The organism is Streptomyces eurocidicus, from assembly GCF_002891295.1.
Classification (GTDB): Bacteria; Actinomycetota; Actinomycetes; order Streptomycetales; family Streptomycetaceae; genus Streptomyces; species Streptomyces eurocidicus.
The window spans coordinates 340,084-358,229 of sequence record NZ_LGUI01000002.1 but is presented as its reverse complement, the minus strand read 5'-3'; the positions used below and the strand labels follow the sequence as shown (position 1 = coordinate 358,229).

Annotated in this window: 14 protein-coding genes and 1 pseudogene; 8 read left to right on the top strand and 7 right to left on the bottom strand. The window is 75.0% G+C overall.

Translation table 11 applies throughout. The features are described from left to right. Positions 1 to 210: 210 nt before the first annotated feature. The 3 genes from AF335_RS06535 (at position 211) to AF335_RS06525 (ending at position 2,477) form a co-directional block, all read left to right on the top strand. Complete coding sequence (locus AF335_RS06535; protein ID WP_146045451.1) at positions 211 to 729, top strand: hypothetical protein; 519 nt, start codon at positions 211 to 213, stop codon at positions 727 to 729. 58 nt (positions 730 to 787) lie between these two features. Beyond that, positions 788 to 1,582 carry a hypothetical protein gene (locus tag AF335_RS06530; RefSeq protein WP_102917320.1) on the top strand — a complete coding sequence of 265 codons (795 nt, stop codon included), beginning with the start codon at positions 788 to 790 and terminating at the stop codon, positions 1,580 to 1,582. Positions 1,583 to 1,715: 133 nt separating this feature from the next. After that, complete coding sequence (locus tag AF335_RS06525) at positions 1,716 to 2,477, top strand: MerR family transcriptional regulator (RefSeq protein ID WP_102917875.1); 762 nt, start codon at positions 1,716 to 1,718, stop codon at positions 2,475 to 2,477. Positions 2,478 to 2,564: 87 nt separating this feature from the next. Here AF335_RS06525 and AF335_RS35425 read toward each other — a convergent pair. Next, positions 2,565 to 2,747 (bottom strand): annotated as a pseudogene (locus tag AF335_RS35425) (recombinase family protein); the annotation flags it as partial. A gap of 147 nt (positions 2,748 to 2,894) precedes the next feature. Here AF335_RS35425 and AF335_RS06515 point away from each other — a divergent pair. Beyond that, positions 2,895 to 3,542: an N-acetylmuramoyl-L-alanine amidase gene (locus AF335_RS06515; protein WP_311775574.1), complete on the top strand. Its 648-nt coding sequence runs from the start codon at positions 2,895 to 2,897 to the stop codon at positions 3,540 to 3,542. A gap of 146 nt (positions 3,543 to 3,688) precedes the next feature. Then, on the top strand, positions 3,689 to 5,881 hold the full coding sequence (locus AF335_RS06510; RefSeq protein ID WP_146045450.1) for an FUSC family protein: 2,193 nt from the start codon (positions 3,689 to 3,691) through the stop codon (positions 5,879 to 5,881). A 109-nt stretch (positions 5,882 to 5,990) separates the two neighbouring features. Here AF335_RS06510 and AF335_RS06505 read toward each other — a convergent pair whose 3' ends face one another. The 4 genes from AF335_RS06505 to AF335_RS06490 all read right to left on the bottom strand — a co-directional run bounded on the left by AF335_RS06505 (position 5,991) and on the right by AF335_RS06490 (position 12,062). Further along, positions 5,991 to 6,776 carry a hypothetical protein gene (locus AF335_RS06505; protein ID WP_228772970.1) on the bottom strand — a complete coding sequence of 262 codons (786 nt, stop codon included), beginning with the start codon at positions 6,774 to 6,776 and terminating at the stop codon, positions 5,991 to 5,993. Between the two features lie 128 nt (positions 6,777 to 6,904). Next, a complete protein-coding gene (locus AF335_RS06500) occupies positions 6,905 to 8,470 on the bottom strand; it encodes an MFS transporter (RefSeq protein WP_184743246.1) in 1,566 nt (521 codons plus the stop codon). Positions 8,471 to 8,751: 281 nt separating this feature from the next. Beyond that, the gene (locus tag AF335_RS06495) at positions 8,752 to 9,837 is read right to left on the bottom strand and encodes a LysR family transcriptional regulator (RefSeq protein WP_102917317.1); all 1,086 of its coding nucleotides are present in this window, start codon (positions 9,835 to 9,837) and stop codon (positions 8,752 to 8,754) included. A gap of 71 nt (positions 9,838 to 9,908) precedes the next feature. Next, positions 9,909 to 12,062, bottom strand: coding sequence for a SpoIIE family protein phosphatase (locus AF335_RS06490; protein ID WP_267470708.1), 2,154 nt, complete (start codon positions 12,060 to 12,062; stop codon positions 9,909 to 9,911). Between the two features lie 1,383 nt (positions 12,063 to 13,445). On the opposite strand from AF335_RS06490, the gene AF335_RS06485 reads away from it, so the two are divergent. Together AF335_RS06485 and AF335_RS06480 are read left to right on the top strand one after the other, a co-directional pair. Next, a complete protein-coding gene (locus AF335_RS06485) occupies positions 13,446 to 14,156 on the top strand; it encodes a class F sortase (protein ID WP_228772971.1) in 711 nt (236 codons plus the stop codon). A 205-nt stretch (positions 14,157 to 14,361) separates the two neighbouring features. Next, positions 14,362 to 15,000 carry a hypothetical protein gene (locus tag AF335_RS06480; protein ID WP_102917316.1) on the top strand — a complete coding sequence of 213 codons (639 nt, stop codon included), beginning with the start codon at positions 14,362 to 14,364 and terminating at the stop codon, positions 14,998 to 15,000. Between the two features lie 148 nt (positions 15,001 to 15,148). Here AF335_RS06480 and AF335_RS06475 read toward each other — a convergent pair whose 3' ends face one another. Next, positions 15,149 to 16,381 carry an MFS transporter gene (locus AF335_RS06475; RefSeq protein ID WP_102917315.1) on the bottom strand — a complete coding sequence of 411 codons (1,233 nt, stop codon included), beginning with the start codon at positions 16,379 to 16,381 and terminating at the stop codon, positions 15,149 to 15,151. Between the two features lie 129 nt (positions 16,382 to 16,510). Here AF335_RS06475 and AF335_RS06470 point away from each other — a divergent pair, with 129 nt between their 5' ends. Continuing rightward, a complete protein-coding gene (locus AF335_RS06470) occupies positions 16,511 to 17,047 on the top strand; it encodes a MarR family winged helix-turn-helix transcriptional regulator (protein WP_102917314.1) in 537 nt (178 codons plus the stop codon). Here the strand turns inward: AF335_RS06470 and AF335_RS06465 are convergent. Then, the gene (locus AF335_RS06465) at positions 17,040 to 18,008 is read right to left on the bottom strand and encodes a RimK family alpha-L-glutamate ligase (RefSeq protein ID WP_102917313.1); all 969 of its coding nucleotides are present in this window, start codon (positions 18,006 to 18,008) and stop codon (positions 17,040 to 17,042) included. The genes AF335_RS06470 and AF335_RS06465 overlap by 8 nt on opposite strands. Positions 18,009 to 18,146 lie beyond the last annotated feature (138 nt).

The window sequence follows — 18,146 nt, the reverse complement described above, 5'->3', positions numbered from 1 at the left end:
GAGGAGGGCGGCAGCGCGGTGCTCCACGCGACCGGTGTGGCGCGAGTGGCTGATAACGCTCCGTCAGGCCGGAAAGAAACGCGCCCCGCACCCCCCTCCAAGGCTGGCCGAATTTCCCACTCGAACATATTTCACTATAAGTAGCGAATCGATTACCTTTCGTAGGATCTCCTTTTCGATGGGTCCATACCTGGCCACGAAGGAGAAGACATGCGTGTACGGAGGATGACGGCCGCCGCGGCGGCCGCGGCGGTCCTCACGCTCCTCGGCGGGACGTCCCCCGCCGCGGCGGGCGGCACCGCGACCGACCCGTCCGCTCCGGCCACCGTGCCCGCCGGTCAGGGGGCCACCCAGGGCCGCGCGGAAGCCGGCAAGGCGGGCTCGGACGCGGACGCCTCGGCGGTGATCCGATGTGAGGGCCAGGTGCAGCGCCCGCACAACTCCACCCATGTGCCCGGCACGGTGAACGTCGTCGTGACCGTCTCGTGCACGGCACCCGTACCCGAGATCACCACACGCGCCGCCCTCTACAAGAACGGACAACTCGTCAACCAATCGGCGCTGAGGACGCAGACGAACACCGCCTCCGGGCAGAACAACGCCGCCGTGCGGTGCAGCCCGGGCAACTACCGCGGCTGGATGTACTTCAAGGTCGTCTTCCCGCCGGGATACGAGCCGCCGACCGCCTCCGCCAACGGCTTCGGCCAGGAAGTGCCCATCACCTGCTGATCCGCCGCCGGAGCGGCGGCACGTTGCACGGGGGCGCCGCCGGGGAAGGAGTCCCGACGTGCGCCCCACCCCCGCCCGGCTGCTGCGCCTGCGCGTGACCCGGCTCGACGCGGCGGCGGACCCGGCCGCCGGAGCCGGCGCCCTGCTGCGCCACTTCACCTCCGTCATGCCGCTGTGGACCGAGCCCGAGATGACGGCCCTGGCCGGGGGCCCGGCCGTCGTCGATCCGACCGAGGCGGACGCGGCCGCCGACGAGTGCCTGCTGCTGCGGCTCCTCGCGCGCGAGGAGCCGGGCATCGTCCGGGGCCCGCTGGACCGGGCGCGCCAGCACTGGATCGGCACCGCCCCGCACGAACTGGCCCCGGCCCGCCGGCCCGTCCCACGGCGCGAGGCGTTCCGCGCGCCCGGCAGCGACCCGGGGCCGCCCAGCACCAAGCCGTTCCATCTGGGGCTCTACACCTCGACGGCGCGGCGCGACGGCCCGGGCATGTGGCGCACGTACCTCGACCAGGGCTCCAGCCTCCACCCCCGGCCCTGGCACACGTGGGAACTACGGGCCGACCCCGCGGCGGAGGTCCTGGAGATCGACGGCGCGGCGGCGTGGGCGGCCTTCGTCCGCCGCTATCCGCTTGCGCACGACGGCTCCGTCTTTCCCGACTGGCGTCGGGCGGCGGGGGACTTCGCGGGCGTGCACATGACGCTGCGGGCGATCGTCGCGACGCAGGGGTTCGGGGTGCGGGTGGGGGGTGGGGTGGCGGCGGTGCCGTATTGGGATGTGGAGTCGTCGCTGTGGTTGCGGTGGGTGTTCGGGGAGCCGGGTCTGGTGGGGGTGGCGGGGCCGGACGGGGAGTGACGGCGGGGGCGCCGCCGCGCGGGGCCTTGTCCGGTGCCGGCGCCGGGCTTGAAGCTGCCGTAGCGGAAGGCTCTAACGTCCTGAGCAGGGCCGGAAGTTCCGGCCCGGTGGAGCACGTGTGGGGGAGGCGGCGATGGCCTGGCCGATCGCGGAGGTCGCCCGGATGTCGGGTGTGACGGCCCGGACGCTGCGGCACTACGACGATATCGGCCTGCTGCCGCCGGCCCGGGTCGGGGCCAACGGCCACCGTTATTACGAGGAGCGCCAGTTGCTGCGGTTGCAGCAGGTCCTCGTGCTGCGGGCGCTGGGCCTGGGGCTGCCTGAGATCGGCCGGATCCTGGCCGCGCAGGTCGACGAGCTGGAGGCCCTGCGGGGCCACCACCGTCGGCTGCTCGCCGAGCGCGCCCGGCTGGACGCCCTGGCCGGCACCGTCGCCCGCACGATCGCCGAACTGGAGCAGTCCAGGAAGGACGGCACAGACATGATCAGCATCAGCCGGCCGGAGAATCTGTTCGAGGGCATCGGGCCCGCCCGGTGCATGAAGGTCCTGCACGACTTCCCGGAACTGGTCGAGGCCGTCGAGCGGCACACCGCGGCGTTGAGCGAGGCCGAGATCGAGGCCGACGAGCGCGAGCGCACGGCGCAGATGGTCCGGCTGGCCGAACTGCTGGCCACCGGGCTGCCCGCTGACGCCGACGAGGTGCAGGCCGAGATCGACACCCAGTACCGGACCCTGGCCCGGATCCGGGCGGCCACCGCCGAGGAGTACCGCGCGATCGGGCGTACCTGCGTGGAGAACGAGCACTGGCACGCGGCATACGAGTCGATCGCGCCGGGCCTGGCCGCGTACCAGCGGGCCGCCATCGAGGCGTACGCCGCGACCCGGCTGCGCTGAGCCGGGACCGGGCCGCCGCCACCGGGGGGGGCGGCGGCCCGGCCGGGTCGGGCCCTTGCCGGTCCCATCGGCACAGGGCCCACAGCTGTCGAGCCGGGTCCCGCCGCCGACGCCCTCCGCGAACACCAGAAGCTTGCGGTGCTCGCGCGCCCACTCCGCAAGCTCGTACACGTGGACCATGGACCGGATTGCCCGGTCGAACCGCCACCACACCAGGGCGTCGAAGTCGTCCGGGCGCGCGAGCCAGCCACCGAGCTCGGGCCGGTCGAACACTGTCCCGGCGATCGGGTCCGGAGATTCGGGGCCTGAGGACATTCGGGAAGGGCGGGGCCGGGGAGGAACCGTCCGGAACCGCCGGGCCACCGCACGCGTTTTCGATCAGGAAGGAGCACACGCACGGCAACCCCGGGGGCAATCGTGGAACCCGAACACCAGCAACCGCGCCGCCTCACCAGACGGACCCTCCTCCTGGGCGGCACCGCGGCCCTGGCCACGGCCGGATACGCCGCACAAGACCCCCTCGAACGATGGTGGCGGCGCGCCAACCACCGCGAGCGCCCCCGCACCGACGGCGCCCTCGATCACCCCGGCGCCGAATGGGTCGGCGCCTCCTCCGCGAACTGGCGGTGGGCGGACCGGCCGGCCGACTACACCGTCGACCGGATAGTCGTCCACGTCGTGGAGGGCAGCTACGGCGACGCCCTGCGGGTCTTCCGCGACCCCCTGCACGAGGCCGCCGCGCACTACGTCGTCCGTAAGGACGGGCACATCGCGCAGACCGTCCGCGAGCTGGACGTGGCCTTCCACTCCGGGAACCGGAAGTTCAACGAACGCAGCGTCGGGATCGAGCACGAGGGCTACGTGGACCGGCCGGGTGACTTCACGGACGCGATGTACGCGGCGTCGGCCCGGCTGGCCGCCGACATCTGCGCCCGGCACTCGATCCCGGTGGACCGGACGCACATCGTCGCCCACTCCGAGGTGCCGGGCACGGACCACACCGACCCGGGGCCGCACTGGGACTGGGACCGGTACCTGAGGCTCGTACGGGCCGCGGCGGGCTGACGTCGCGGGCCGTCGGTTCCGGTTGCGGGGGCGGGCCGTCCGCCTAGATTGACAAGCATGATCCGTCCCCCAGCGCCGCCCGCCGGGCGGCGCCCGTCCGGGCCGCCGGGCCCCCGGGCGACCGGAACGGACCGGGAGCCGTGGACATGAGCGGGCCGGTCCGATGGCTGCTGCGGCAGGAGCAGGGGGCGGAGCACCTCCGGCGGGCCACCTGGTCCACCATCGCCGGACTCACCGGCTTCTACGCTCTGCGGTACGGCTTCGACGCGCCCGACATGGCCCTCTACGCCCTGTTCGGCTCAGTGCCCCTGTGCCTGTTCGCCCAGGTGCCGGGGGCGGCGCCGGAGCGGACCCGTACGTTCCTGGCGGCGCTGCCGGCCGGTTTGGCCCTGGTCACCGCCGGAACCCTGCTCGCCGCGCATTCCTGGAGCGCCGCCCTCGGCATGTTCGTGGTGGGCTTCACGACCTCGTTCCTGGGGGTCGGCGGCCCGCGCCTGGGCGGGCTGGCCGCCGCCTTCCAGCTGTACTACGTGCTCCCCTGCTTCCCGCCCTACGCCCCCGGGACGCTGGGCGAACGGCTCGGCGGGCTCACCGTCGGAATCCTGCTCACCGTCCTGGTGGACCTGCTCCTGTGGCAAACGGAGCAGCCGGTTCCGTACCGGCTGCTCCTCGCCGACGCGGTGGAAGCCGTGGCCGGCTACTGCTCCGCCACCGGCCGTCTGATGGCCGGCTTGGGCGACGGCACGGACCGGGCCGGGGCACGACGGTGCGGGGAGGAGGCCGGCCGGGCGCTGCGGGCGACGCTGCTGTCCCGGGTGGCCGCCGCGGAGCGGCCCACCTCGGCCTCGCTGCGCGACCGCGCCTGCTACGACGTCCGTTCGGCCGTACGGCACGTGCGCGCGCAGCTGGACCGGCTGGTGGCCGGGGCGCGGGGGCCGGATCCCGACGCCACCCGGCTGCTGGAGTCCACCGCGGGGGCGTTGCGGGAGGCCGGGCGGACCCTGCGCTCGGGGTCCCCGGGGCCGGGCGACGACTCCCTGCACACGGCCCTGGGCGCCTTCCGCGCCGAGCGGGCCCGGCGGCTGGCCGGGGTCTCGGCCGTGCGGCTGCGGCAGGACTCGGTCGTCCAGGCGGCGGCCGCGGGCGCGGTGCTGGCGGGCGAGGGCGCCCGGATCGCGTTCGGGGCGCCGCTCGACAGCCGGTGGCGGCGGCCCGGCGGCCCGTTCCCGTACGCCACGCTGCGCGCCCCCGTACGGTGGTGGCGGCGGCTGCGCCTGCATCTGACGCCGCGTTCGGTCCTCCTGCAGAACGCCCTCCGCATCGCGCTCGCCCTGGCCGGCGCGCGACTGATCGTCGGGGTCCTGGGACTGCCGCACGGCTTCTGGGTGCTGCTCGCGGTCCTCAGCCTGCTGCGGACCTCGGCCGCGGACACCCGGGGCGCCCTGCCGCCCGCGTTCCTGGGCGTGGCCGTCGCCGCCGTGCTCGCGACGCTGATGCTCGTCGTGGTCGGCGACACGCCCGCCTTCTACATCGCCACCGCGCCCGTGGTGTTCCTGGTGGGCTTCGCCGTGGGACCCGTGCTGGGCTCCGCCTGGACGCAGGCGGCGCTGACGCTCGTCCTCGTGCTGCTCTTCGTCCAGGTCCTGCCCCCGGACCGGCACCTGCCCGCCGTGCGGCTCATGGACGTCGTGATCGGCGGCTCCCTCGGCGCGGCGGCGAGCCTGCTGGCCTGGCCCCGGGGGGCGGGGGGAGAGCTGCGGCGCTCCGTCGTGGAGTTCATGGCCCGGGGCGCGGAGGCGTGCGGAACGGTGACGTTCCGGCTGTGCCACGGCGTCGCGCACGACCGGGGTACGGATCCGCTGCGGCAGGCCCGCGCCGCGATGCGACTGGCCCAGGCGGCCCACACCCAGTACCGGACGGAGCGCGCGGGGCGGGAGACGACGGTCCCGCCCTGGGAGACCGCCATGCAGCCCGGCCACCACACCGTGAGCGGCGGCGAACTGCTGCTCACGGCCCGCCGGGACCGCGGGGGCGCACCGCTGCCGCCGGAGGCGATCGCGCTGCTGGCGGACCTGGCCGAGCGGGTGGCGGCCGACTGCCTGCGCGCCACGCACGTCGTCCGCTCGGCGGGGGCGGCGGCGGTGTCCGGTGAGCCGCCGGGCCGGTATCCGGCGCCGGAGTCGGGGCCGCTGCGCCACGCCGTGGAGCGGGCGCGGGAGGGGGACGGCGCGGCGGTGCTGCTGATCGCCGACACCGAGGCGTGGCTCACCGGGGTGGCGCACGACGCGGGCCGGGTCGTGGAGGTCGCGCGGGGAGGGGTGGGTGGGGGCGGGGCCTGAGCGGGGCTTTTCCCCACCCCGCCCCTTCCCGAATTGTCCTCAAGCGCCGGACGGGCTGATTTCAGCCCGTCCGGCGCTTGAGGACATTCCGAACCCCGTCACCTACCCTTCACGAACCCGCCTTCTTCTCCTCGTTCACCGCCGGCGTCCCGTTGTCCCCCGCGACCGGCCCGGAGTTACCGTGACCGTGCCGCGGCGCCTCGGGTGCCGTCTTCTCGACCTTCGTGGTGGAGGTGAAGACCTTCGCGTTCCGGGAGGCGCACGACGCCTTCTCGTCGGCCGTCATGGGGCGGGTCTTGACGACCACGGCGTTCTTGACGCCGTCGGTGTCGTTGGGCGCGGGGCTGGTGATGGTGTCGTCCCAGAACCAGTAGTAGTGGCCCCAGTGCGGGTTGTCGTAGTGGGTCTGCCATCTGCCGGAGACCTGGCGCATCGCCTGGGCCCGGGAGATCCAGCCGACCTCGCCCGGCTTGACGGTCATGCCCAGGCTGCCGCCGTCCGAGTGCTGGACCTGCCAGGTGTGCCCGTACTTCGCGGTGACGCTGGTGTCCACGATGCCCGCGATCTTGCCGCCCGCGGTGACGGAGACCTCGAAAGTGTCCGACGACCCCACGCTGTCCGACCAGTTCAGCCCCTGAGTGGCGTCGGACGTGCTGCAGTTGTAGAGGCTGTCCGAGACCTGGTGGTAGTTGCCGAGGTACGCCTTGTCGACGACGGGGTTGTTGAAGGTGCACTTGCCGGTGCCGCTGGCACAGTCGGCCATGAGCTGCTGCTCGGTCGGCTCGTCGGCCGCCGCCGCGGGCAGGGCGGCCGCGCCGACCATGACGGCGGCGGCGACGCCCGTGAGGAGTATCCGCTTCCTACCGGGTGCCATTGTCACGCTGAATTTCGACATACGCGTTCACCTGAACCCTTTCGAGTTTCGGAGTTTACGGTTCCGCTTCGGTCCGTGAATTCAGGTTGCCGCACGCCCCCTTGAGGTAAGAACAAAGGCGAGGTAAAGGACCACCCATGCGCCTTGTCTCACATTTTCCGGGAGGGCAAGGGATTTTCTTTCACGGTATGCAGAGTTTCTATTCCGGCAGGCCGCACGGTATTCCGAAGACGATTTCCCGGAATTCCGCCGCGCGCGCCGGACCCCGCGCCGGCCGTCCCGGGGCCGGCCGGCGCCTCCCGCTCGGCCGCCGCGCGGGCCGTGCCCCGGGCGCGGGCCCCCGTGACCAGTACGCCCAGGATCGCGACGAAGGCCCCGCAGCCGGTGACGATCCACCACGCCGGCCGGGTCGCGTCCATGAAGCGGGCCGCGTCGCCGGTGCCCGGCGCGTGGCCCAGGCCCGCCGACAGGACCGCGCCCATCACCGCCACCCCCAGGGACACGCCGACCCGGCAGCTCGCCGTGCTGATCGCCGAGGCGACCCCGGCCCGGGCCCGTGGCATGCCCTCGACCGCGAGCCCGGTCGCGGGGACGTCGACCAGGCCGACGCCCGCGCCGAACAGCCCGTACGCGAGGAGGAGGAGCGCGACGGACGAGCCGGCGTGGAGGACGGTGAACGACAGCCCGCTGAGCACCGTCGCCAGCCCGGCGAGCACCAGCGGGAGCCGCGGGCCGTAACGGGCCACCAGCCGGCCCGCCACGGGGGCGAGGAGCACCGTCATCACCGGCATCGGCAGCATCCACAGCCCCGCGGACAGGGCGGACAGCCCTCGTACGCCCTGGAGGTAGAGCGTGCTGAGGAAGAGGAACCCGCCGAGCGCGGCGAAGGCGGCCAGGGAGATGGCCACGGACCCGGAGAAGGGGACGCTGCGGAAGAACCCGAGCTCGATCAGGGGCTCGTCCCGCCTGCGCTCGTACGGGATCAGCACGGTCAGCGAGGCGATCGCGACGGCCAGGCACCCGAGGACGACCGGGGAGGCCGGGCCCCGGTGCGGGGCCTCGATGACGGCGTAGGTCAGACAGCCGAGGAGGGCGATGACCAGGAGCTGGCCGAACGGGTCGGTCCGCCGGGGCGTGGGGGTCCGGGACTCCGGCAGGTGACGGGCGGAGAGCGCCAGCACGGCGAGCCCGACGGGCACGTTGATCCAGAAGATCGAGCGCCACCCCTCGGCCGCCACCAGCACTCCGCCGACCAGTGGGCCGACGGCCAGGCCGATGCCGAACGTACCGCTCCACATGCCGATCGCCCGGCTGCGCTCCGCCGCGTCCGGGAACGTATGGGTGATCACCGACAGGGAGACGGGCGCGATCACCGCGCCGCCGAGGGCCTGCACCACCCGGGAGCCGATGAGCGTGTCCAGTCCTGGGGCGAGGGCGCAGAGCACCGAGCCGACGACGAAGGCGGCCACCCCCGCCCGGAGGGTGCGCCGCCGGCCCGTACGGTCGCCCACCGACCCCGCGAGCAGCATCAGCGCGGCCACGACGAGGTTGTAGGCGTCGACCACCCACTGCAACCCGGCGATGGAGGCGCCCAGCTCCTCGCGCATGGCGGGCAGGGCGACGTTCAGCGCCGTGCTGTCGAGGCCGACCATGAGGACGGCCAGGCAGCAGACGGTCAGTGCCAGCCGGCCTCGTGCGGACTTCAGCATGGTCATGAGCGATCCCCTGTGTGCCGCGGTCGCGTCGGGGCGGGGTGCGTGGCACGGCGCTCCGGTGCGGACGGGTCCGCCGCGTTCCCGGCCGGGCGCACGGCGGCTCTCCTTCGTTGTCGAGGTGGTGACGGGCCCCCGCGTTTCCCCCTCTCCGACCGTAGGGAGCCCCGGCCGCGCGCCCGGTCCCGCCGGTGGTGGACCGGAGGGGGGACCCGGCGACCGGCCGGTCGGTGGACACGGTGTGGACCGGGCGCGCCGCCGCGGCCGCCGGGCGGGGCTTCCGGTCAGGTGAGCGACGCGCGCCCGGCCGCCGGGCCGGCGTCGTCGTACGGCGTCTCCGCCGGCAGCGGCACGCGATGTCGCGGAACGCCGTCGTACGCCGTGGCCGCGGGCCCGTCCGGCGGTGCGCGGAAAGCGGCGTGGCGGCACAGTTCGGCGCAGTGCCCGGCCGTGCCCTCCGGGTTGTCCGGGGCGGTGAACAGCGTGATCTCACGGGACACGCCCGGCAGGGGCCGGATGACCTGGGGGCGCAGCCGGGGCGGGACGGCACCGGAGGGGACGGCGGTGAGCCCGGCGCCGTCCGCGGCGAGCGCGATCGCGGCGTCGGCGGTGGGCACCTCCAGGAACGGCCGGTGCGGGGGCGGATCGGTCCCGGGCGCGTCGGTGAGGAGGTCGAGCGGGCTCCGGCCGTCCTCCGGGTAGCGGATCCACCGGTCGCCGAGGAGGTCCCGCACGGGCGCGGAACCGCCGCGCAGCGGGTGGTCCGCCGGGCAGACCACGACGAGGTCCTCGGTACCGAAGGGCCGTACGTCGCCGTGCCAGCCGGGCGGGCGCGGGCCCACGGCGAGGTCGGCGGCCCCCGAGGTGACGCGGTCCTGGAGCAGCCGCCCGCTCTCGCACAGGCTGACGGCGAGGCCGGTGCCGGGCCGCGCGAGCGACCATTCCCGCAGGGCGGGCAGGAGACCGGGCAGGAGCGAGGGCAGGGTGGCCACGCGCAGGGGCGCCTCGCGGGCGGCCCCCACGGCCAGCGCCGCGGCGCGTGCCCGGTGGGCGCCGCGCAGGGCGGTCCGGGCGTGCGGCAGCAGTGCCTCGCCGGCGGGCGTGGGGCGTACGCCGTCGGGCCCGCGCACCAGCAGCGGGGTACCCACGGCCCGCTCCAGGGCCTTGAGCTGGTGGGAGACGGTCGGTTCCGTCACGCGCAGCCGCCGGGCGGCGCGTGTCAGACGGCCTTCGCCGAGGGTGACGACCAGGTATTCGAGTTGCCGGAGAGAGAGGGTCACGCCGTCGTCGGCCGTGAGCGGCGCGGGCTCGTACGGGCCGTCGCGGCGCGGCCGTGCCCGGTTGTCGCGGGTGAGCGGGGATTCGGTCATGGCGGGCACCTCCTGCGGTGTCGTCGCGTCGGGCGGGCGTACGGGTCGGCCACGGGTGTGACCACGGCTCGTCAGGCGGTGGGGAGCTGTTCGGCCCAGATGGTCTTGCCGTCGGAGGTGTACCGGGTGCCCCAGCGGTCGGTGAGCTGGGCGACGAGGAAGAGGCCGCGGCCGCCCTCGTCGTAGGTGCGGGCCCGGCGGAGGCGGGGCGCGGTGTGGCCGGCGTCGGAGACCTCGCAGATCAGGCGGGTGTCGTGGATCAGCCGCAGCCGGACGGGCCCGGCGCCGTAGCGGATGGCGTTGGTGACGAGTTCGCTGACGACCAGTTCGGTGGTGAAGGCGAGGTCCGCCAGGCCCCAGGCGGTGAGCTGACGCGTCGCCAGGGTGCGGGCGTCGGCGACGGCGGACGGGGCGGAGGCGAGGTCCCAGGCGCGGGTGCGGTCAGCGGGCAGCGCGCGGGTGCGGGCGAGGAGCAGGGCGACGTCGTCGCCGGGCTTCTCGGGGAGCAGGGCGTCGAGAACGGTGTCGCACGTCTCCTCCAGGGAACCGGCGGCCCCGGTCATGGCGCGCAGCAGCCGGTCGCCGCCGTGCCGGATGTCGTGGTCGGCCGATTCGACGAGCCCGTCGGTGTAGAGGGCGAGGACGCTGCCCTCGGGCAACGGGACCTCGCACGACTCGAACGGCAGGCCCCCGAGACCGAGGGGCGGCCCGTGCGGGAGGTCCAGGAATCCGGCGGTGCCGTCGGGGGCGAGGAGAACGGGCGCGGGGTGGCCCGCCGAGGCCATGACGCAGCGCCGGGTGAGGGAGTCGTAGACGACGTAGAGGCAGGTGGCGCAGAGCTCGTCGAAGGGGCCCGGCACACCCGGGTCGTGCTGTTCGCGCTGGTTCTGCAGGACGAGGTCGTCGAGGTGGGTGAGGAGCTCGTCGGGCGGCATGTCGAGGTCGGCGAGGGTGCGTACGGCCGTGCGGAGCCGGCCCATGGTGGCGGAGGCGTACAGGCCGTGCCCGACCACGTCGCCCACGACGAGGGCGACCCGGGTGCCGGACAGGGGGATGACGTCGAACCAGTCGCCGCCCACGCCCGCCTCGGTGCAGGCGGGGAGGTAACGGGAGGCCACGTCGACGGCGTTCTGGGCGGCCGGGCGGGCGGGGAGCAGGCTGTGCTGGAGGGTGACGGCGACGGCGCGTTCGCGGGTGTAGCGGCGGGCGTTGTCGATGCAGGTGGCGGCCCTGGCGGTGATGTCCTCGGCGACCAGGACGTCGTCCTCGTCGAAGGGCCCGCTCGACCGGCCCCGGGCGAACTGGGCGAGGCCCAGCACCTGGCCGCGCGCCTTGAGGGGCACCGCGAGGACGGAGTGGATGCCGTCGCCGCGCGCGCACTCGTCGAAGGTGAGCGCGCCGGCCGACCACCGGCAGGGCCCGGCGCGGCCGTCGAGATGGAACCGGGCGGCCCGGCCGGAGGCCAGCACGCGGGCGGGCAGCGAGCGGGGGGCCAGGGGGATGGTTCCGTTCGCCGGGCACGGCGCGGGGGGCGTGCCGTGCGTCGCGCATCGCGCGACGCGGCGCAGCTCGGTGGGGGCCTCCCCCTCGGACCGCGCGTCGGTGAGTACGGAGGCGAGCAGGTCGACGGTGACCGCGTCGGCGAACCGGCCGCAGGTGACGTCCGTGAGTTCCTGGGCGGTGCGGGTGAGGTCCAGAGTCGTACCGATGCGGGCGGTGGCCTCGTTGACCAGGGACAGCCGGCGTCTCGCCAGGTACTCCCGGGTGGTGTCGAGCGCGGCGGCCGCCAGGCCGTGGGTCCGCCCGGCGTCGTCCTTGACGGGGGTGAGGAAGGTCGTCCACGCCCGTTCCCGTTGCTCGCCGGGTACGGTCGCACGGAGGTCGGCCCGGGCCGGCCGCCCGCTGCGCAGCACCCGGGGGCCCAGGCGGGCCAGCTCGTTCAGCGGCGGGTCGGGCAACAGCTCCGTGAGGAGCCGGCCGCGGGTCTCGTCCTCCGGACGGCCCGAGACGTACGCCATCTCGTCGTTGGCCCTGAGCTGACGGCAGTCGCGGTCGTAGAGGGCCATGGCGATGGGGGCCTGAGTGAAGGCGTGCTCCATGAGGGAGGCGAGGTCGGCCTCCGAGGTGTCCGCGGGCGGGGCGGGGGCGGGCGAAACGACCTGGTGGTCGGGGGTGGACGGTGCGGGGGTGCCGGTCCTGGCACCGGTCCTGGTGAGCGGGTTCATGATCGGACCTCTTTCCGCGGGTCTTGTGTCGAAGGGGGCTTGCTTCCGCGGGCTGTCGCGGCGCGTGGGCCGGGTTTCCGCAGGGCGCCCGGGAGCGGCGTGAGCCCGGGCTTCCGCCGGACCGCCTGTGCGGGGCGGCCGACGCGGGGCGGCCGGGATTCCACGGGCCTTCCGCGGAGGCCGCGAACGGGGCTTCCGCCGGGCCACCGCCGCCGGGGGCGTGAACCGAAGCCTCCGAGGGGGGCCGCCGCAAGATGGCGACGGCCTCCGCCGGACCGCCGTCGTGGCACGGCCGGGATTCCACCGACCCACCACGGAAGGCATGCACCGGGCCTCCCCCGGGCCGCCACCACCTGACGGCCGGAGCCCGGTCGTCCGGCGAAGGCGTGACCGGGTGGCCGCGTTGCCGGGTGGTGTTCCCAGGCTGACCGGAGCCGGGCGCTCCCGGGATCGGCCGACCGGTCGCGCGGGGGTCCGACCTCCCTCCTCCGACGGGTGGACAGGCGGCCCGGCGCGGCTCCGCCCGGCCTACCGAGGACACGCGGCCCGAGGGGAAGGGGGCCGGGCGCTCACGGGCGATTCCCCCGGCCGGTGGACCGGTCGGCCGATACGGCGGACGAGCCAGGGCCCCTACGGTGAGGACGAGGGCCCGCGCGGGCACGACGCCCCACCGGCCTGTACGCGGGTGCCGGTCCGCCCGACCCGGCGTACGTCCCGGCCCACGCGACACGGCGAACCGTCGCGCAGGGCCGGGGGCGCAACCCAGTGGGGCAACCACCGGGCCGTACACGAGCGTCCAGTACGCCCCGGCCAGGGCGTACACCCCGGCCAGGCCACACGGCGAACCGTCACGCAGGACCGGGCCCACGGCCTGGCAGGAGGACCACCGGGCCGTACACGAGCATCCGGCACACCCCGGCCAGGGCGTACACCCCGGCCACGCCACACGGCAAACCGTCACGCAGAGCCGGGGGCGCAACCCAGTGGGGCAACCACCGGGCCGCACACGAGCATCCGGTACGCCCCGACCAGGGCATACGCCCCGGCCCACGCCACACGGCAAACCGTCACACAGAGCCGGGGCCACGGCCCGGCAGGAGGACCACCAGGCCACACACGAGCATCCGGCACACCCCGGCCAGGGCGTACACCCCGGCCACGCCACACGGCAAACCGTCACGCAGGACCGGGGGCACAGCCCAGTGGGGCAACCACCGGGCCGCACACGAACACCCGGCACGCCCCCGGCCAGGGCGTACGCCACACGGCGGGCCGTCCCGCGGACACGCGCGGCGGGCCCCGGCCCGGGCACAGGCGTCCGGCGTCCGCCCCATGACAGACAGCGCGCACACGCGCACCCCGCACCGGAAAGGGGCACCGACCATGCGACACCCCGTATCCCCCGGCCCGGCGAAGGCCGGCCGGCCCGCGGCCCCGGCCGGTCTCCGGCGCAAAGCGCTCCGTCGGCGGCAGGCCCGCGCCGGCATGTGCTTCCTGGCCGTCCTGATCGCCCTCGGCGTCGGTCTGATCCTCCTCGGCACCCGCGCGCCCGCCCCCGCGTCCCCGCCCGGTCCGGGCGTGGGCGCCTCCGCCCCCGCGTCGCCCGGCCCGGGAACCGCCGCGCCCATGTCCCGTTCGGAGCCCGTGGAGCTGGCGATCCCGTCGCTCGGCGTCTCCGCCCCGGTGATGTCCCTCGGGCAGGAGGCCGACGGCACCGTGGAGGTGCCGCCGATCGAGAAGGACGCGCCGGCGGGCTGGTACCGGGGCTCCCCCACGCCCGGGGAGGCCGGTGCCTCGGTGATCCTCGGGCACTCCACCGTCGGCCGGTACGGCGACGGCGTGTTCTTCTCCCTCGGCCGGCTGCGGCCGGGCGCCACGATCGAGGTGCAGCGGGCCGACGGCGGCACCGCGGTGTTCACGGTCCGGGCCGTGGAGCAGTACGCCAAGGCCGACTTCCCCGCCGACCGGGTCTACCGGGGCTCGGGGGCGCCGCAGTTGCGGCTGGTCACCTGCGGGGGACCGCGCGACACGGCGGACGGGTACCGCGACAACATCGTCGTGTACGCGGACCTGACGGCCCGGCATGCCGCCTAGGGGGCCCACCGGTCGGGGGACGGCCCGCCGGAGGACGTCCGAAGGCCCCGCCGGTCCCCTGCCCGCCCGACACCACCGGTCGGATCGATGGGCGACGGTGGAGACGTTCCACCGCGGTGGCCGTCCGGCCGCCCCGCCCTCCGGGGCAGGTCGGGCCGACGGGCCGCGGCACTCCACCGAAGTCGACGAAAGGACGTCGATCGCCATGCGCACCACACTCATCACCGCAAGCTCCGCACTCGCCCTGTGCGGCGCCCTGACCTTCGCGCCGCTCGCGGCGGCCGCCGGGGGCTCCGGGTCACCGTCCGGCGGGACCGGACCGGGGCCGCTCGTCGGAGCCGCCAAGATCAGTGTCAGCCCCCGTGAGGCCCGTACCGGGCAGACGGTGGACATCAGCGGCTCCTGCGCCCCTTACCCGGGAGCCACCGTGAAGTCGGTCGCCTCGCAGGCCGGCACCATCACGCTCAACCGCACCGACCCCCAGCACGTCCAGGGCAGGCTGCACATCACGGCGCGCCCGGGCACGTACCCGGTGAAGCTGATCTGCAGCAACGGAACGGCCGGTACGACCCTCAAGGTCGACCCGGCGGCCCCGAAGCCGCAGCCCCGCCCGAACGGCACCACGCCGGCGCACCACGCGGCCGGCGCCTCGGCCCGGCAGGGCACCGCGCCGTCCCAGGCCACGGCCAAGGTCCCGAAGGGCGCTCCGCGCACCGGGGAGAGCACGGGCGGCACCGTCAACGACGACATGATCCTGGCGGGTTGCGGGGTCGTCGCCGCCGCCGCGATCGCCCTGGCCGTGTCCCGGAGCCGCCGGGAGGAGAAGGAAAAGGAGAGCAGGTGAGCGCACTCGGTCATCCCTGTCCCCCGGGCCGTCGGCCACGGGGGACACGGCCGTGCGGCCGGTGACGAGTGACGAACCCCGGGCGGGGTTCGTCACTCGTCACCGGCCGCACGGGCCGACCGGGGCGCGTCCGTACGCGCCCCACGTCTCACTTCAGGACCAGCGTCGCCGCGAGCGCGGGCCCGAGCGCTCCGCCCAGCTGGTAGCAGAGGACGAACAGGCCGATCGCCGAGGGGCGCTGGTGGCCGGGGGCGTCCTTGGCGGCGCGGACGGACAGGACCGCGTTGCTGCCGGTGGAGACGAAGACGGCGACCGTGGCGGCGAGCAGGAGCAGGGGGCCCCAGGAGACGAAGGCCGCGGTGAGGGGGGCGAGGACGCCGAGGGTGAGCAGGACCGTGAGGACGGCGCGGTGTCCCAGCCGTCCCGCGGCCGCGGCCAGGAGCCACGACAGGGCGGAGCCGATGAGCAGCGCGACGAGCTGCCCGGTGCCGATGGCGCCGGTGCTCCAGGGCGTCCGCTGGGCGATCAGGCGCGGCAGGCTGAAGAGGAGGGAGAAGTAGGAGGTCGAGAAGGCGCAGGCGAGGAGCGCGGAACCGATGAAGGCGGGCGAGCGCAGGAGGACGGCGGGGACGAAGCCGTCGGGGCGGCGCCTGGTGTGGAGTACGAGCGGAACGGCGACGGCCAGGGCGGCGAGGGCGGCGGCGACCGGGGCCGTGGGGATGAGGACGAGGGCGGAGGCCAGGGCGACGACGAGGCCGGCTCCGGTGGCGTCGAAGGTGGTGCCGGCGGGCGGGGTCCGGCGGGTGTGACGCCAGACGGCGGGGGCCGCGACGAGCGAGACCGCGGACAGGGTGAGGGACAGGCGCCAGGAGGCGGCGCCGGCGAGGAGCGAGCCGAGCAGGGGGCCGGAGGCGCCGAGTATCCCGAATCCCGCGGTGATGACGCCCATGCGCCGGGTGGAGCCGGCCAGGTTCATGGCGACGGCGACCAGGCCGGCGCCGCCGACGGCCTGGACGGCCCGCCCGGCGAGGGCGAGGGGCAGCCAGGGGGCGGTGGTGACGACGGCGGTCCCGGTGACGACGGCCGCCACGGCGGCCAGGAGGGCCGGACGGAGCCCGCGCTGCCGGATCAGTCCCGCCCACAGCGGCGAGCCGACGGTCATCGCCCAGGCGAAGACGGTGACCAGCCAGGTGGCGGTGGACGTGGGGACCCCGAGGGAGCGGGCCATGTCGGGAAGGATCAGCACGGGGGCGTTGGCGCCCATGGCGAGGGGGGTGGAGAGCAGGGCCAGCCAGAGGACCGGGACCTGCCCGGCCGCCGCCTTGCCGGTGCGGGGTGGTGCGGAGACGGAGGCGGGCGCGGCGACCAGCTGGTCGGACATGGGAACCCCTTTCGCTCAAGGTTGATAATTTCAACGTTGAGATAAAAGCACTCCCACTCGTTCAACGTCAACTCTCTCAACGTTGAGATATCATCGGGGGGACGACGTCGGACCGGCCGGAGGAGAGCGATGAGCGGCGACGCAGCGGGCGAGAACACCGAGCGGGACGCGGTCGACGAGATCGTCGGCCAGTGGCTCGTGGAGCGCCCGGACCTGGCGGACGACCTGTGGCCCGTGCAGGTCTTCGGCCGTCTCCAGCGGCTGGGAGCGGCACTGGAGAAGCAGTTCCGGGCGTTCGCGACCGAACGCGGCCTGGAACTGGGCGAGTTCGACGTCCTCCTCACGCTGCAACGGTCGGGGCCGCCCTACGAACTGACCGCCGGCGCGTTCCGCAAGGCCGCCATGGTGACGTCGGGCGCCATCACCAACCGCATCGACCGCATGGAGGCCAAGGGCCTGGTCGAGCGGGTGCGGGACACCGCGGACCGGCGCTCGGTGAAGATCCGGCTCACCGAGCGGGGCCGCGAGCTCACCCACGCGCTGATGGCCGACCACCTCGCCCACGAGGCCCGCATGCTGGCGCCCTTCGACCGCGCGGAGTCCGAGGGACTCGCCGACCTGATGCGCCGGCTCCTCGTGTCGCTCGGGGACACCACCATCAAATAGCGCCGCCCGCGACGGAGCCGGCGGCGCCGCCCGCCGCGTCCAACCGGGCCCGGCAGGCGGTCACGACCGCCGGGGCGACCTCCGTCATATAGGCGCGCCAGCCGACGTGGACGTTCACCTCACAGATCGTGAAGCCGCCGTCCGGCTCGAAGAGCAGGTCCACCCCGGCGACGCCGAGCCCCAGCACCTCGGCGGCCCGTACGGCGAGCTCCTCCCCCGCCGGGTAGCGGCCCCGGCACAGCTCGGCCGTGCCGCCCAGCGCCAGGTTCGACCGGAGGTCGCCGTCGGCGGCCGAGCGGATCTGCGCGGCGACGACCCGCCCGTCGACCACCACCACGCGCAGGTCCCGCCCGTGGGAGTGCGCCACGTACCGCTGGAACACATACGGCGAGTCGTCCTTCAGGCTGCCCTGGACGGCGCGCAGCATCGCGGCGTCGGGCGCCAGGAAGACCTGCCCGCCCTGCTGGCCGCGCACCGCCTTCACCACGCACGGCTCCGGCACACCGGCGTCGATCGCCTTCGCCAGCGGGGCGTCGGCGTAGCTGCGGCTGTCGGGGACCGGCAGCCCCGCGACCGCGAGCTGCTGCAGGTGCCAGAACTTGTTGACACAGGCCAGCACCGCGTCGGCCGGGTTGAGCAGGACCGTGCCCATCGCCTCCAGGTGGCGCAGCAGCGTGATCTCACGGTCGCTGCTCAACCGGGCGCTGCTCATCCGGGCGTAGGCGACGGCCGGCGCGGTCAGCGGCCGTCCGCCGATGTCGTGCAGCGTCAGCCGGCCGGCGCGCACCCCGAGGATCAGCTCGTCCGTGTGGACGACCGTGTAGCGCCCGGGCAGGAGCCGTTCGCAGGCTTCCGTCAGCTCGTGGACGATCCGCATCCCGGCCAGCCCGGAACCGACGAGGAGCCAGCACCCGGCGCCCGGCACGTCTGCCCCGCCCGTCACCGCCTCGGCTGCGGACAATGCCCTCTCCTCCCCTGCTCCGGCACGGCTCGGGGCCGACCCCCTCCGACCGGGAACGACCGTGAGCCTATCGAGGGACGGCGGGTACGAGGTGGTTTTCCGGGCGCGGCCGACCGGGGCGAGCCGGTCCGGCCGGGC

Coding starts and splice junctions, on each gene's coding strand:
- AF335_RS06535 (WP_146045451.1), top strand. CDS start 211: ATGCGTGTACGGAGGATGACGGCCGCCGCGGCGGCCGCGGCGGTCCTC.
- AF335_RS06525 (WP_102917875.1), top strand. CDS start 1,716: ATGGCCTGGCCGATCGCGGAGGTCGCCCGGATGTCGGGTGTGACGGCC.
- AF335_RS06510 (WP_146045450.1), top strand. CDS start 3,689: ATGAGCGGGCCGGTCCGATGGCTGCTGCGGCAGGAGCAGGGGGCGGAG.
- AF335_RS06505 (WP_228772970.1), bottom strand. CDS start 6,776: ATGTCGAAATTCAGCGTGACAATGGCACCCGGTAGGAAGCGGATACTC.
- AF335_RS06500 (WP_184743246.1), bottom strand. CDS start 8,470: ATGACCATGCTGAAGTCCGCACGAGGCCGGCTGGCACTGACCGTCTGC.
- AF335_RS06495 (WP_102917317.1), bottom strand. CDS start 9,837: ATGACCGAATCCCCGCTCACCCGCGACAACCGGGCACGGCCGCGCCGC.
- AF335_RS06490 (WP_267470708.1), bottom strand. CDS start 12,062: ATGAACCCGCTCACCAGGACCGGTGCCAGGACCGGCACCCCCGCACCG.
- AF335_RS06485 (WP_228772971.1), top strand. CDS start 13,446: ATGCGACACCCCGTATCCCCCGGCCCGGCGAAGGCCGGCCGGCCCGCG.
- AF335_RS06480 (WP_102917316.1), top strand. CDS start 14,362: ATGCGCACCACACTCATCACCGCAAGCTCCGCACTCGCCCTGTGCGGC.
- AF335_RS06475 (WP_102917315.1), bottom strand. CDS start 16,381: ATGTCCGACCAGCTGGTCGCCGCGCCCGCCTCCGTCTCCGCACCACCC.
- AF335_RS06470 (WP_102917314.1), top strand. CDS start 16,511: ATGAGCGGCGACGCAGCGGGCGAGAACACCGAGCGGGACGCGGTCGAC.